Source organism: uncultured Allobosea sp., assembly GCF_945957345.1.
Classification (GTDB): Bacteria; Pseudomonadota; Alphaproteobacteria; order Rhizobiales; family Beijerinckiaceae; genus Allobosea.
This window is the reverse complement of sequence record NZ_CAMFKW010000020.1, coordinates 1-14,359: the sequence shown is the minus strand read 5'-3', so window position 1 is coordinate 14,359 and position 14,359 is coordinate 1. Positions and strand designations below refer to the sequence as shown.

Here is a 14,359-nt window from a genome sequence, read left to right as displayed (position 1 = left end):
TCGTCTTTTTCCAGTTAGATGATGCCTTTGAAAGGATGCCCGCCTTGGACCGCGACCTGCTCGACAAGCTGACCGCCTGGCGACGACATCTCCACGCCCATCCCGAACTCGGGCGCCACGAGAAGATGACCAGCGCCTTCGTGCAGGAGAAGCTGACCGAGCTCGGCGTGCCTTTCGTCGCCAATGTCGGTGGCTATGGCGTGGTGGCGACGCTGACGAAGGGCGCTTCCGAGCGCACGGTCGGCCTGCGAGCGGACATGGACGCGCTGCCGATCCAGGAGGTCAACGATCTCCCCTACAAGTCGAAGACGCCGAACGTGATGCATGCCTGCGGCCATGACGGCCATACGACTTCGCTGCTCGGCGCGGCGGCGCTGCTCAAGGCCGATGATGGCTGGAGCGGAACGGTGCAGTTCGTCTTCCAGCCGGCGGAAGAGGGCACGGGCGGCGCGCTCGCGATGCTGGAGGATGGCGTGCTGGAGCGCTTCCCGATGGAGCGCGTCTTCGCGCTGCATAACTGGCCGGGGCTGGAGGCTGGCACCGTCGCGGTGCATCGTGGGCCGGTGATGTCCGAGCCCGGGCGCTTCAAGATCACGCTCACCGGCAAGGCCGGCCATGCGGCGCTGCCCGAGCAGACCCATGATCCGATCGTGGCGATGGGTCATCTCATCGTCGCGCTGCAGACGATCGTCTCGCGCAATGTCGATCCGATGGAATCGGCGGTCGTCTCGATCGGTCAGGTCCATGGCGGGCTCGCCTCCAACCAGATCCCGACCAATGTCTTCATCGAAGGCACCTTCCGCACCTTCGTTCCGGCGGTGCGCGACCGTTTGCTGTCGCGTCTCAAGGGGATCGCCGAGAACATCGCGGCGACCTTCGAGATGACGGCTGCGGTCGAATTCACCTATGGCAGCGCCACGATCAACACGCTGGCGGAAGAGGATATGGCTGCCGCGGCCGGTGAAGCGGCAGGGCTTCCCGTGCGGCGCGACATGAAGGCCAGCACGACCGGCGAGGATTTCGCCTATTTCCTGGAGAAGCGCCCTGGCTGCTATATCTGGATGGGCAACGGCCCCTCGGTGAACGGCGGCGACCTGCACAACGACCGCTACAACTTCAACGACGAGATACTGCCTGCGGCTTCCGGCTGGCTCGCGGCGGTGGCGAAGCAGGCGCTGGCCAGCAACGCGCCCTGACGGTCAGTATGGGCTGACCGGGAAGAAGCGCAGGTAGAGGCGGGCATAGGTTCCGTCGTCCCAGAGGCCCTGCAGCGCGTAGTCGATCGCGCGCTTCAGGGCAGGGTCGTCCTTGCGCAGCAGGAAGGCGACGCCCTCGCCGAAATAGCGGCTTTCCAGATAGGGCCCGCCCGAGAAGGCGAACTCGCCGCCGCTGCCGGCAAGCGCCAGCGACAGGGCGACGCCGTCGCCGAAGACATACTCCGCCTCGCCGCTGCGCAGTGCCGCGATCGCGGCGTTCAGATTGGCGCTCCCGCGCCGCTGCACGAAGGGCATGAGCTGTTCGAGGAAGGCCTGATGGGCCGTGCCGGAGACGACTGCGACGCGCCTTCCTTGCAAAGCTGTTCCGTCGAGCGCTGTCCGGGCGTTGCCGCGTGTGGTCATGAAGCGGGCGGGCGCGCGGAAATAGAGATGGCTCGCGGCGAAGCGCTCGCGCAGGGCCGGCGTCAGGTTCATCGCGGCGGCGAGCACGTCGCCCCGGCCTTCGGCCAGCGAGTCGGCCAGCGTATCGAAGCGGCGCGGCTGGATCGTGCAGGTCCAGGCCAGCTTGTCGCAGACGGCGCGAGCGAGCTCGACCGAAAAGCCGGTCAACGCCCCGTCCGGCCCTCCGAAATGGAAGGGCGGATAATCGTCATCGGCGAGGAAGCGCACGACGCGCGGCGGGCCGGGTTCCGGCCGGTCGAGCCGGATACGCGGGTCCCAGAGATTGGGAATGGCGATGCGTGCGGGCTCCTGCGCCAGCGCCGTGGCGACGGTGAGGAGCGAGACGGCGAGGGCGAGCGCGCGAAGCATCGCGCCTATGTGGCGTGGGATGGAGGCGTGGATCAAGGGGCCACGCCGCCCACATGCGGCCATGCTCGACGTCGTGGTCGGGCCTGTCCCGACCATCCACGTCTTCGTTGGTCGAAGGTCGTGTCCAAGACGTGGATGCTCGCCACAAGGGCGAGCATGACGACGGAGGCTCAGCCCAAGCTCGTCGCCGTCGCCTTCGCGCCCTTGTCGAGGAGCGAGGCGAGGTGAGCGGTCAGCGGTTTTGTAAACCGAAGGTCGCTCGGAAGATCGGCCCCGAAGATCGCCTCGATGCCGGTCAGTGCCTTGACCAGCGCCTTGGCATTCCGGCCAGCCGCTTCCGTGCGACTCTTGAGCTCGGCGGCCAGCGGGTCGCGCACGTCGATGGCGGCGCCCTTCTCGTCGGTGCCAGTGACGTAGCGCATCCAGGCCGCGACGCCGAGCGCGAGGTGGTCGATCGGGGCGCCGGCCTTGAGGCGCTCGCGGATCGTCCCGAGCAGGCGCTGCGGCAGCTTCTGCGAGCCGTCCATGGCGATCTGCCAGGTGCGGTGGCGGATGGCCGGGTTCTGGAAGCGGGTCAGCAGGGCCTTGGCGTAATCCGTCAGCACGACGCCTTGCGGGGCTGGCACGGTCGGGATGATCTCGGCCCAGAGCCCTTGCAGGAAGCGGGCGAGGATGGGATCGCCGCTGGCCTCGGCGACGGTCTCATGGCCGGCGAGATAGCCGAGATAGGCGAGCGAGGAATGCGCGCCGTTGAGCATGCGCAACTTCATGAACTCGAAGGGCGCGACCTCCAAGACCATCTGCGCGCCGACTGCATGCCAATCGGGCCTGCCATCGGCAAAAACGTCCTCGATCGCCCATTGCCGGAAGGGCTCGCCGATGACGGGCGCGGCATCCTCGGCGCCGATCAGGCGGGTGACCTCGGTGATATCGGCGTCGGTCGTAGCGGGTACGATGCGGTCGACCATCGTCGCCGGGAAGGCGCCATTAGCCTCGATCCAGGCGGCCAGCCTGTCGTCGGTGAGCGCCGCGAAATCGCGGACGAGGCCGCTCAGCACATGGCCGTTGGAGGGGAGATTGTCACAGCAGAGCGCGGTGAACGGCCCCAGCCCCGCATCGCGGCGCGCCTTGAGGCCGGCGACGAGGATGCCGATGGCCGAACGCGGTGCCTGCGGATTGGCGAGGTCATGGACGATATCGGGATGGTCGGCCTTGAGCCTGCCGGTCGCCGGATCGTGGCAATAGCCCTTCTCGGTAACAGTGAGCGAGACGATGCGGGTCTCGGGCGCGGCCAGCCGGGCAATGAGGGCCGAGGGGCTTTCCGGCGCGACGAGCACATCGAGCACCGAGCCGATAACGCGCAGTTCCGGCCCCGCCGGGGCAAGCTTGAGCAAGGTGTAGAGCCCGTCCTGCGGCTTCAGCCGGTCGCGCTGATCGGGGCGCTGGAGGCTGGCGCCGACGATGCCCCAGGCGCCGAAGCGTTTCTCCAGCGCGTCCTCAGTGTACTCGGCGAGGTGGCCGCGGGCGAAGGCGCCGAGGCCGAGATGGACGATGCCGGGCTTGAGCGCCGAGCGGTCATAGGCCGGGCGGCGGACCGAGGCCGGCAGGCCGGCGAGCGTGGCGGCGGAGAGGCGGGTCACAGCTTGTACGCCTCCTTGGCGAGGCGATAGGCGAGGTCATAGGCGACTTGCGCTGCCTCGTCCTCTTCCAGCCGGTGCTCGGCGACGAGCTTGGCGAGATAGGCGCAGTCGACGCGGCGGGCGACATCGTGCCGGGCAGGGATCGAGAGATAAGCGCGGGTGTCGTCGTTGAAGCCGACGGTGTTGTAGAAGCCGGCCGTTTCGGTGGTGAGTTCGCGGAAGCGCAGCATCGCTTCCGGCGCATCGAGGAACCACCAGCCCGGCCCGAGCCGCAGCGCGGGATAATGGCCGGCGAGGGGGGCGAGTTCGCGCGAATAGGCGGTCTCGTCCAGCGTGAAGGCGATGACCGTGAGGTTGCGCTCGTTGCCGACCGCGTCGAGCAGCGGCTTCAACGCCTCGACATAATTGGTCTCGGTCGGGATATCGCAGCCCATGTCGCGGCCGAAATGCTCAAACAGCGCCGCGTTGTGGTTGCGATGGGAGCCCGGGTGGATTTGCAGGACGAGCCCGTCATCGAGGCTCATCTTGGCCATCTCGGTCAGCATCTGGCCGCGGAACAGGTCGGCATCCTTGGCAGAGACCTTGCCCTTCAGGATTTTGGCATAGAGCTTTTCGGCATCCGCATCCGAGAGATTGGCGGTGCGGGCTGTGGCATGGCCATGGTCGGAGGAGGTGGCGCCGCGCTCCTTGAAATAGGCGCGCCGCTTGCGATGGGCGGCGAGGTAGCCGGTCCAGGACCCGATATCCTCGCCGGTAAGCTCCCCGAGCTTTTCGAGATTGTCGGCGAAGCCCTCGAATTCCGGATCGACGACGCTGTCGGGCCGGTAGGCGGTGACGACCTTGCCATCCCAGCCTGAATTTCTGATCATGTCGTGCCAGCGCAGATCGTCGAGCGCGCCCTCGGTCGTGCTGATCGCCTCGATGTTGAAGCGCTTGAACAGGGCGCGGGGGCGCAGTTCCGGCTCGTCCAGCCTGGCGGCGATCCTGTCGTAGATCTTGTCGGCATTCTCAGGCGTCAGGCGTTCGTTGATGCCGAAGACGGTCGAGGCCGCGTGCTCGAACCAGAGCCGCGTCGGCGTGCCACGGAATAGGTGCCAGTGATCGGCGAAGAGCTTCCAGATCTTGCGCGGATCGGTCTCGACCTCACCGCCATCCTTTCTGTTGATGCCGAGCTCTTCCAGCCGGACGCCCTGCGAATAGAGCATGCGGAAGATGTAGTGGTCCGGCTTGACGAAGAGGGTCGCCGGATCGGGAAAGGCATTGTCCTCGGCATACCAGCGCGGGTCGGTATGGCCATGTGGCGAGATGATCGGCAGATCGCGGACCGTGGCGAAGAGCCGGCGCGCGATGCCGCGCGTTACCGGATCGGCGGGGAAGAGGCGATCGTCGTGCAACAGCATGGGCAACTCCATCGGTCGTTCCGATCTCTAGAGCCGGCTGCGGCAGGGGTCAATTGCCTGGTATACTAGTGCGCCAGATGCCGGTTTCCGCCCATCGGGGATTGTGCCGGAAGCGGGCTTGCGTTTGCCGGGTTTCCCGCGCCATCCTCGCGCCACAACGGCACCGGAGCGATGGATATGACGACGCGGCGTGAACTCCTGGCAGGGGCGGGACTGGCAGCGCTGGCGGCGCAGCTTCCCGTCGTCGCGCTGGCCCAGGCGAAGGACAGCGTCACCATCGCCCAGACGCTCGAGCCGCCGACACTGGACCCGACCTCCGGCGCCGCGCAGGCTATTCGCGAGGTGACGCTGCAGAACATCTTCGAGGGCCTGGTCAAGATCGACCGCACCGGCAAGATCCAGCCCTGCCTCGCCGAGAGCTGGCAGATCGCTGGCGACAACGTCACCTACAGCTTCAAGCTGCGGCAGCGTGCGAAATTCCATGACGGCACGCCCTTCACAGCCGAGCAGGTGAAGTTCTCGTTCGAACGCGCCGTCGCGCCGGATTCGACCAATGCGCAGCGTCAGCTCTTCACGCCGATCGCCGAGATCACGACGCCGGATTCGGCGACCGTGGTGATTAAGCTGAAGCAGCCGACGGCGAACTTTCTCTTCGGCCTCGCCTGGGGCGATGCGGTGATCGTGGCGCCGGCGACAGCCGCCAACAACAAGACCGAGCCGGTCGGCACCGGACCGTTCAAGTTCGTGCGCTGGAACCGCGGCGACCGGCTCGAGCTCGCCCGTTTCGACGGGTATTGGGGCGAAAAGCCGGCTTTGGCCAAGGCCACCTTCCGGTTCATGTCAGACCCGCAGGCGCAGGTCGCGGCGCTTCGGGCCGGCGATGTCGACGCCCATACCAATCTCTCGGCGCCGGAGGCCGTGCCGCAATTGAAGGCCGACCCCAAGCTCAAGGTCACAATCGGCGGCACCGAGGGCGAGACAGTGCTCGCCACCAACAATGCCAAGCCGCCCTTCGACAATCTCAAGGTGCGCCAGGCGATCGCCCATGCGCTCGACCGCAAGACCATCGCGCTCGGCGTCTACGGCTTCGACGTGCCGTTGATCGGCAGCCATTTCTCGCCGTTGCACCCGGCCTATATCGACCTGACCGGCACCTATCCTTACGACCCTGCCAAGGCCAAGGCGCTGCTGGCGGAGGCCGGCTTCCCGAACGGCTTCAATTGCACGCTGAAGCTGCCGCCGCCATCCTATGCCCGCCGCTCCGGCGAGATCGTCGCGGCGATGCTCGCGCAGGTCGGCATCAACGCGGCGATCGAGCCGCTCGAATTCCCGCAATGGCTGGAGCGCGTCTTCCGCAACAAGGATTACGATCTCAGCATCATCGCCCATACCGAGCCGCTCGACATCGATATCTATGCCCGCGACGGCTACTACTTCCAGTACAAGAATCCCGAGTTCAAGGCGCTGATCGCCAAGATTTCGGAGACGCTGGACGAGGGCGCCCGCAACGAGCTTTACAAGCAGGCGCAGCGCAAGCTGGCTCAGGACGCGGTCAACGGCTTCCTGTTCATCCTGCCGAAGATCACGGTGGCGAATGCTGCGCTGGAAGGCATGTGGACCGACTGGCCGCTGCCGGTGACGCCGCTGGCGGAATTGCGCTGGCGGTGAAGGCGTCGGCAGGCGCCAGAACGCCATGATCGGGTATATCCTGCGCCGGCTCGTCGCGCTGGGCCTGACCCTGCTCGCGGCGGCGGTGGTGATCTTCGTCGTGCTCGAAATCCTGCCGGGCGATCCGGCAGCGGTGACGCTCGGCCTCAACGCGGCGCCCGAGGCGCTGGCCGCGCTCCATGCCGAGATGGGGCTCGATAAGCCGGCAGTGCTGCGTTTCTTCATCTGGCTGGGCGGGCTCGTCACCGGCGACCTCGGTCAGAGCTACACTTATCGCGTCCCGGTGCTGCAACTCATCGCCGAGCGCATGGCGGTGACGCTGCCGCTGGCGCTGATGGCGATCGCGCTGGCCACGGCGATCGGCATCCCGCTCGGCATGCTCGCTGCCTCGCGTCATGGCAGGCTGGCCGATGCCGGCGTGATGGCTTTCGCGCAGGCCGGTCTCGCCATTCCGAATTTCTGGTTCGGCCTCCTGTTGGTCCTCGTCTTCGCGGTCGGGCTCGGCTGGCTGCCGGCTGGCGGCTTTCCGGGCTGGCAGGCGGGAATAGGTGTCTCGCTGAAGGCGCTGCTGATGCCGGCGCTGGCGCTGGCGTTGCCGCAGGCGGCGATCATCGCGCGGGTGACGCGCTCCTCGATGCTCGACACATTGCAGGAGGATTTCGTCCGCACCGCTCGCGCCAAGGGCCTGAGCGAAGGCACGACGATGCGCCGGCATGCGCTGCGCAACGCGCTGATCCCGGTCATCACCATCCTGGGCCTTCAGTTTTCGGTCCTGATCGCGGGCGCCATCATCATTGAGAACGTCTTCGCCCTTCCGGGGCTGGGGCGGCTCGTCTTCCAGGCCATCGCCCAGCATGACCTGATCGTGGTCAAGGATCTCGTCATGCTCTTCGCCGGGCTGGCGATCCTGATCAATTTCGCGGTCGAACTGCTCTATGGGCTGATCGATCCGCGCCTGAGGCAGTCATGAGCGCGGTCCAGGACAAGGCGCCCGGCGGCAAGCGACACTGGTGGCTCGCGCCCTCCTTCGTGATCGGTGCCGTGCTGGCTGTGCTCGTCGTCGCGGCGGCGCTGACTTCTTACGTCTGGACGCCCTACCAGCCGACGCAGATGATGATCCTGAACCGGCTCAAGGGCCCCTCGGCCGTGAACTGGTTCGGCACCGATCAGTTCGGCCGCGACGTGTTTTCGATGATCATGGTCGGCGCGCGCAACTCGCTTGCGGTGGGGCTGGGCGCGGTCGGCATCGGCATGGTCGCGGGCACGGCGCTGGGGTTGGCCGCGTCCGTCCGGCGCAACGGCTATCTCGACCACATCATCATGCGCACGGCCGATTTCACCCATGCGTTCCCGGCCGTGCTGACCGCGATCATGATGACCGCGATCATCGGGCCGGGCATGCTCAACGCGATCGTCGCCATCGCGGTGCTGAACCTGCCCTATTTTGCGCGGCTCTCGCGTGGGGCGGCCTTGCAGGTCTGGGCGCAGGATTTCATCCAGGCGGCGCGGGCGGCGGGGCTCAACAACCGGCAGATTACTGTGCGCCATGTCCTGCCGAATATCGCCGGCATCCTGGTGGTGCAGGCGACGATCCAGTTCGCGCTCGCGGTGCTGGCCGAGGCGGGGCTGTCCTATCTGGGATTGGGCACCCAGCCGCCGAACCCGTCCTGGGGGCGGATGCTCAACGAAGCGCAGACCTTCATGGCGGCGCAGCCCTGGCTTGCGATCTTTCCGGGTGCCGCGATCGCGCTGACCGTGCTGGGTTTCAACCTGTTGGGCGACGGCCTGCGCGACGCGGTCGATCCGCGCCTGCGGCGCGCCCGGTAGGCCCCCACAGGGAAGGACAGGCCATGGATCTGCAGCTCGAAGGCAAGCGCGCACTGGTGACAGGCGGCAGCAAGGGCATCGGCCTCGCCGTCGCCCGACAGCTCGCGCGGGAAGGCGTCGATCTCGTCATCGCCGCGCGCAACCAGGGTGAACTCGATGCCGCGGCCACAGCGCTTGCCGCCGAGACTGGGCGAAAGGTCACGGGCATCGTCGCGGATACCGCCAACGACGATTCGGTAAAGCGCCTCGTCGCGGAGGCGGTTGCGGCTCTTGGTGGGCTCGACATCCTCGTTAACGCCGCCGGCAAGCCTGGCGGGCAGGCGCCGCCGCCGAAGCTCGCGGAGATCACCGACGCCTTGTTCTGGGACGATGTGAACGTGAAGGTGATGGGCTATCTGCGGGTGGCGCGAGAGGCCGCGCCGCATATGGCGGCCAATGGCTGGGGCCGGATCATCAATATCAGCGGGCTCGCGGCACGCTCGACCGGCTCGACCATCGGCTCGATGCGCAATGTCGCGGTGGCGGCGCTGACCAAGAACCTCGCCGACGAACTCGGGCCGCAGGGCATCAATGTCACCGTCGTTCATCCCGGCCTGACGCGCACGGAGAAGACCGTGCCCCTGATCGCGGGAAAGGCGGCGGCCAGCGGCAAGAGTGCGGCGCAGATCGAGGCCGGGATGATCTCGAACATCACGATCGGGCGGCTGGTCGATGCGGCCGAGGTCGCCGACATCGTCGCCTTCCTGGCCTCGCCGCGCAGCGTCGCGATCAATGGCGATGCCATCGCCTGCGGCGGCGGCATCCGCGGGGCGATCCATTACTGAGGGGCGTTGATCCTCAGAACAGGAGATGCGGCGCGAAGAGCGCGAGGCCCATGAAGCTGAGCGCAACCGCACCCAGGCCGCCGCCGACGAAGGCAAGCAGCGTCACCCCGGTGATGATCGAAGCCGACACCACAACGATGCCGATCTGGAGCAGGCCGGAGGCGATCTCGAAATTCTCGTTGCGGGCCTTGTAGTCGTCGCGCTTCTGCTCGGCCGCCTTGGCCCGCGCGGCCAGCTCCTTGCGGCCCTCATTGGTTTCGGGCTCGGTGTCGTAGCGGGTCGCGGTCGCCTTCCACGCCTCGATGCGCTTTTGCATGCGGTCGCGCGCGGCGGCATCAGTGGTATCGGCGAGGTCGAGCTCCATCGCCTCCGTCGCAGTGCGCACGACCGTGCCGCGGATCGTCTTGGCCTGGAAGAAGGCCCAGAGATTGGAGGCCTCGATGTTCTTGGATACGGCTTCGTTCTCTGCCTGCTTGCCGCCGATTTCAGCCAGCGCGAGCAGCAGCGCGAGCACGGCGATCAGCAGGGCAATCTTCTTGTTGCCGCTTTCCGGCGCCTCGACATGTCCCGACATCGAATCATTCCCTGAGGTGGCTGGCGCCTTGTGAGGGTGTTCCGTTGCGGCATCAAGAGGGATGCGTTCAGCGCCCGGCGCGCGGATGGGCAGCGTCATAGGCCGCCATCAGGCGGGCCGAATCGATGCGAGTGTAGATCTGCGTCGTCGAGAGCGAGGCGTGGCCGAGCAGTTCCTGTATCGCGCGCAGGTCACCGCCGCGCCCCAAGAGATGCGTCGCGAAAGAATGGCGGAGGGAATGCGGCGTCGCCGAGGAGGGCAGGCCGAGCGCGCCACGCAAGCCCTCGACGGCGAGCTGGATGATGCGCGGCGAGAGCGGGCCGCCTTTGGCGCCGACGAAAAGCGGGCCCTCCGGCGGCAGCCGCCAGGGACAGAGCTCGAGATATTCGGCGATCGCCGCGATCACGACAGGCAGCACCGGGACCATCCGCGTCTTGCTGCCCTTGCCGATGACGGTGAGCGTATCGCCGGCCTGTTGCGGAGCCTGGGTGCGGGCGAGCGAGAGCGCCTCCGATATACGCAGGCCGCTGCCATAGAGCAGGCCGAGCACGGCGGCGTCGCGAGCGAGAATCCATTGCTCTCGCTCTTCGCCGGCACGGTTATCGGCCTGGGTGATGGCGCGGGCGGCGGAGGGTTCGAGCGGGCGCGGCAGCGACTTGCCGAGGCGCGGGCCGCGCGTCGCGGCGAAGGCGGCGGCAGTGAACTTGCCCTGCCGCTCGCCGAAACGGGCGAAGGAGCGCAGAGCCGCGAGCTGGCGCATCAAGGTGCGGTTGCCGACATTGTCGCGACGGCGCTGACCCAGGAAGGCGCGCAGGTCGACGGGCTTCAGCGCGGCAATGTCGGAAAGGGAGGGCGCGCCGCCGAGATGTTCGGTGAGGAAGGCGTGGAACTGGCCGAGATCGCGCGCATAGGCTTCCAGCGTCTTCGGCGAGAGACGCCGCTCGGCCGCAAGGTGCGAAAGCCAGTCGCGCCGGAAGCTATCGAAATCGGTCATCGCGGCAGCATGACGCTCCTGCCTTAACACCAGCCGAATCGGTGCTAGACACTGGCGCGATGGATGAGACGGCGGACATGATCGAAGGCGGCACGGTCGATGTGCTGATCCCGCTCGGGCTCGACCAGGCCTATAGCTATGCCGTGCCGGCTGGGCTCGTGCTCAAGCCCGGAGATGTCGTGCAGGTGCCGCTCGGGCCGCGCGAGACCGTCGGCGTCGTCTGGGATGTCGGCAGCGGGCGCGGCGGCAATCTCAAAAAGGTCACCGGCAAATACGACATGCCGCCGCTCGATCCGGCCTTGCGCAAGCTCGTCGATTGGGTGGCCTGGTACACGCTGGCGCCCAAGGGCTCGGTTCTGGCCTTGGCGCTGCGGCGGCAGCCGGACGATACGCCGGAGCGACCGAAGCTCGGCGTCAGGCTCGCAGGTCCGCCGCCGGGACGGATGACCCCAGCACGAGCCCGCGCCATCGCGGCAGCAGAGGGCGGTTTGCTGATCGCGAAATCGGCGCTGGCCGAGGCAGCTTCAGTGAGCGCAGCGGTGATCGATTCCCTCGTCGACGCGGGCACCTTCATCGTCGAGCCCTTGCCGCGCGAGGCGATCGCGGCGTGGCCCGATCCCGACCATGCCGTGCCCGAGCTCTCGGAAGGGCAGGGCGAAGTCGCGCAGGCGCTGGTCAGGTCGGTGCAGGCGAAAACCTTCGGCGTCTCGCTGCTCGAAGGCGTAACCGGTTCGGGCAAGACGGAAGTCTATTTCGAGGCGGTGGCGGAGGCGATTCGGCTCGGCCGGCAAAGCCTGATCCTGATGCCCGAGATCGCGCTAACGGCGCAGTTCATCGACCGCTTCGAGGCGCGTTTCGGCGTCAGGCCGGGCCTGTGGCATTCGGCGGTGACCGGCCGCAAGCGCGAGCGGCTGCAGGCGGCGATCGCTAGCGGCGAGGCCAAGGTGGTGGCGGGCGCGCGTTCGGCCCTGTTCCTACCCTATAGCGATCTCGGCCTCATCGTCGTCGATGAGGAGCATGAGAGCGCCTACAAGCAGGAGGATGGCGTCTCCTATCATGCCCGCGATATGGCGGTGGTGCGGGGGCGGATCGAAAATGCGCCGGTCGTGCTCGCTTCCGCGACACCTTCCTTAGAGACCCGCGTCAATGCCGAGCGCGGGCGCTATGCCCATCTCAAGCTGCCGGAGCGTTTTGGCGGGCGCGAATTGCCTGTTCTCGGCCTCGTCGACCTGCGCCGCGACAAGCCGGAGCGCGGGCGCTGGCTCTCGAGCGCGCTGATCAAGGCGGTCGAGGCCAATCTGGAGGCGAAGGAGCAGTCGCTGCTCTTCCTCAACCGGCGCGGCTATGCGCCGCTGACGCTGTGCCGGGACTGCGGCCATCGCTTCCAGTGCCCGAACTGTTCGGCCTGGCTGGTCGACCATCGCTTCCGGCGGTCCCTAGTCTGCCATCATTGCGGCCATGTCGAGCGCCGGCCCCATGAGTGCCCCGCCTGCCACAAACCCGAGAGCCTTGTTGCCTGCGGGCCCGGCGTCGAGCGGCTGGCCGAGGAGGTCGCGACGCTTTTTCCACAGGCGCGTTCGATCGTGCTCTCCAGTGATTTTCCGGGCGGCACGGAAAGGTTGAAGACGGAGCTGATGGCCGTGGCGGAGGGCGAATTCGACATTGTCATCGGTACCCAGCTCGTCGCCAAGGGCCACAACTTCCCGGGCATGACGCTGGTCGGGGTGATCGATGCGGATCTCGGCCTGACCTCAGGCGATCCGCGGGCCGCCGAGCGGACGTTTCAGGCGCTGAGGCAGGTCACGGGCCGCGCGGGACGGGGGGAGAAGCCCGGTCGCGCCCTGCTTCAGACGCATGAACCCGAGCATCCCGTGCTGAAAGCCCTGATCTCGGGGGACCCGGAGCGGTTTTATGCCGCAGAGGAGGCCTCGCGAGAGGCTGCCGGGCTGCCGCCTTTCGGGCGATTGGCGGCCCTGATCGTCTCGGCCAATAGTCAGGCGGAGGCCGAAAGCCATGCGCGGGCGCTGGCGCGCTCGGCCGAGGCGAGCGACGGAATCATGGTGCTGGGGCCGGCGGAAGCGCCCTTGGCGGTGCTGCGCGGGCGCCATCGCATGCGCCTGATCGTCAAGACGGCGCGCGAGATCAACCTGCAGGATTACCTGCGCGCCTGGCTGAAACGGGCGCCCCGGCCCAAGGGCTCAGTCCGGGTCGCGGTCGACGTCGATCCGCAAAGCTTCCTTTGAAGCGCTGAAAGGCGCGGCAAAATCGCCGCTTATGAAGGGCAATCAGCGATTGCGCGGCCCGGAACCACATGCTAGTGCACCGCCACATTTCGGTCGCGAAGTCGTCTTGCCGGCTTTGCGCCATTGATACTCGCAGCGCCGGAACCATGCACTCCACCTTCGTCAGGAAGGTCGCCGGTGTGGTTCCTTGAAACGAGAGACGGGAAGCGTGGCTGAAGGCGGATCGCAGGGGACATTGGTGTCGGGCGTAGCTCAGCGCTATGCCACCGCTCTGTTCGAGCTGGCTGAGGAGACGGGTGCGATCGACACCGTCGCGGCCGCTCTGGATAGCTTCAACGGCCTGCTCGCCGAGAGCGAGGATCTGACCCGCCTGATCGAGAGCCCGGCCTTCACCGCCGAGGAACAGGTCGCGGCGATCAAGGGCGTGCTCGAGAAGGCCGGCATCACCGGCATCGCCGCCAATTTCATCGGCTTCGTCGCCAGCAAGCGCCGTCTCTTCGCGCTGCCGGGCATGATTGCCGGCTACAAGCGTCTGGTCGCCGAGGCCAAGGGCATCGTCTCCGCCGAGGTGACGGTCGCCGAGGAGCCCACGGCCAAGCGCGTCGACGAGATCCGCGCGGCGCTGAAGGGCGTCGCCGGCAAGGATGTCGACGTCGCGATCAAGATCGACCCGACCCTGATCGGCGGGCTCATCGTCAAGATGGGCTCCCGCATGGTCGACGCCTCGCTGAAAACCAAGCTCAATTCAATTCGTCTTGCCATGAAAGAGGTCGGCTGATGGACATCCGCCCCGCTGAAATCTCCGCCATCCTGAAGGCTCAGATCTCGAATTTCGGCTCGGAAGCTTCGGTTACCGAAGTCGGCCAGGTTCTCTCCGTCGGTGACGGCATCGCCCGCGTCTACGGCCTCGACAAGGTCCAGGCCGGTGAGATGGTCGAGTTCGAGTCCGGCGTGCGCGGCATGGCGCTCAACCTCGAGAGCGACAATGTCGGCGTCGTGATCTTCGGCAACGACCGCGACATCAAGGAAGGCCAGACCGTCAAGCGCACCGGCGCCATCGTCGACGTTCCCGTCGGCAAGGAGCTGCTCGGCCGCGTCGTCGACGCTCTCGGCAACCCGATCGACGGCAAGGGCCCGATCAAGGCGACCCAGCGCGCCCGCG

12 protein-coding genes and 1 pseudogene are annotated in these 14,359 nt (G+C 67.1%); 8 read left to right on the top strand and 5 right to left on the bottom strand.

Going from position 1 to position 14,359, the window contains the following annotated elements:
* Positions 1 to 35: 35 nt before the first annotated feature.
* Positions 36 to 1,196: an amidohydrolase gene (locus tag Q0Q36_RS11825; protein WP_293798360.1), complete on the top strand. Its 1,161-nt coding sequence runs from the start codon at positions 36 to 38 to the stop codon at positions 1,194 to 1,196.
* Positions 1,197 to 1,199: 3 nt separating this feature from the next.
* Here Q0Q36_RS11825 and Q0Q36_RS11820 read toward each other — a convergent pair whose 3' ends face one another.
* The 3 genes from Q0Q36_RS11820 to uxaC all read right to left on the bottom strand — a co-directional run bounded on the left by Q0Q36_RS11820 (position 1,200) and on the right by uxaC (position 5,067).
* A complete protein-coding gene (locus tag Q0Q36_RS11820; protein WP_293798359.1) occupies positions 1,200 to 2,027 on the bottom strand; it encodes a transporter substrate-binding domain-containing protein in 828 nt (275 codons plus the stop codon).
* Positions 2,028 to 2,197: 170 nt separating this feature from the next.
* Positions 2,198 to 3,667 (bottom strand): mannitol dehydrogenase family protein, encoded by a 1,470-nt coding sequence (locus tag Q0Q36_RS11815; RefSeq protein ID WP_293798358.1) that lies wholly within the window; start codon positions 3,665 to 3,667, stop codon positions 2,198 to 2,200.
* Complete coding sequence (gene uxaC / locus Q0Q36_RS11810; RefSeq protein WP_293798357.1) at positions 3,664 to 5,067, bottom strand: glucuronate isomerase; 1,404 nt, start codon at positions 5,065 to 5,067, stop codon at positions 3,664 to 3,666. The genes Q0Q36_RS11815 and uxaC overlap by 4 nt, the downstream gene beginning before the upstream one ends.
* A 177-nt stretch (positions 5,068 to 5,244) precedes the next feature.
* On the opposite strand from uxaC, the gene Q0Q36_RS11805 reads away from it, so the two are divergent.
* From Q0Q36_RS11805 to Q0Q36_RS11790, 4 genes are read left to right on the top strand one after another with little or no spacing between them, the layout of a single operon-like run.
* Positions 5,245 to 6,735, top strand: a complete 1,491-nt coding sequence (locus Q0Q36_RS11805) for an ABC transporter substrate-binding protein (protein ID WP_293798356.1) — start codon at positions 5,245 to 5,247, stop codon at positions 6,733 to 6,735.
* Positions 6,736 to 6,760: 25 nt separating this feature from the next.
* Positions 6,761 to 7,705: an ABC transporter permease gene (locus Q0Q36_RS11800; protein ID WP_293798355.1), complete on the top strand. Its 945-nt coding sequence runs from the start codon at positions 6,761 to 6,763 to the stop codon at positions 7,703 to 7,705.
* A complete protein-coding gene (locus Q0Q36_RS11795) occupies positions 7,702 to 8,562 on the top strand; it encodes an ABC transporter permease (protein WP_293798353.1) in 861 nt (286 codons plus the stop codon). Before Q0Q36_RS11800 ends, Q0Q36_RS11795 begins: the two co-directional genes overlap by 4 nt.
* Before the next feature lie 23 nt (positions 8,563 to 8,585).
* On the top strand, positions 8,586 to 9,386 hold the full coding sequence (locus Q0Q36_RS11790; protein ID WP_293798351.1) for an SDR family oxidoreductase: 801 nt from the start codon (positions 8,586 to 8,588) through the stop codon (positions 9,384 to 9,386).
* 13 nt (positions 9,387 to 9,399) lie between these two features.
* Here Q0Q36_RS11790 and Q0Q36_RS11785 read toward each other — a convergent pair whose 3' ends face one another.
* Both Q0Q36_RS11785 and Q0Q36_RS11780 read right to left on the bottom strand, forming a co-directional pair.
* The gene (locus Q0Q36_RS11785; RefSeq protein WP_293798350.1) at positions 9,400 to 9,960 is read right to left on the bottom strand and encodes a DUF4337 domain-containing protein; all 561 of its coding nucleotides are present in this window, start codon (positions 9,958 to 9,960) and stop codon (positions 9,400 to 9,402) included.
* Positions 9,961 to 10,027: 67 nt separating this feature from the next.
* Positions 10,028 to 10,924: pseudogene (locus Q0Q36_RS11780) on the bottom strand (tyrosine recombinase XerC); the annotation flags it as partial.
* Between the two features lie 89 nt (positions 10,925 to 11,013).
* On the opposite strand from Q0Q36_RS11780, the gene Q0Q36_RS11775 reads away from it, so the two are divergent.
* The 3 genes from Q0Q36_RS11775 to Q0Q36_RS11765 form a co-directional block, all read left to right on the top strand.
* Positions 11,014 to 13,197 carry a primosomal protein N' gene (locus Q0Q36_RS11775; protein WP_293798347.1) on the top strand — a complete coding sequence of 728 codons (2,184 nt, stop codon included), beginning with the start codon at positions 11,014 to 11,016 and terminating at the stop codon, positions 13,195 to 13,197.
* 208 nt (positions 13,198 to 13,405) lie between these two features.
* The gene (locus tag Q0Q36_RS11770; protein WP_293798345.1) at positions 13,406 to 13,975 is read left to right on the top strand and encodes a F0F1 ATP synthase subunit delta; all 570 of its coding nucleotides are present in this window, start codon (positions 13,406 to 13,408) and stop codon (positions 13,973 to 13,975) included.
* Positions 13,975 to 14,359 (top strand): HAS-barrel domain-containing protein (locus Q0Q36_RS11765; protein WP_367187173.1); only part of this gene is annotated, 385 nt, incomplete at its 3' end. The genes Q0Q36_RS11770 and Q0Q36_RS11765, both read left to right, overlap by 1 nt.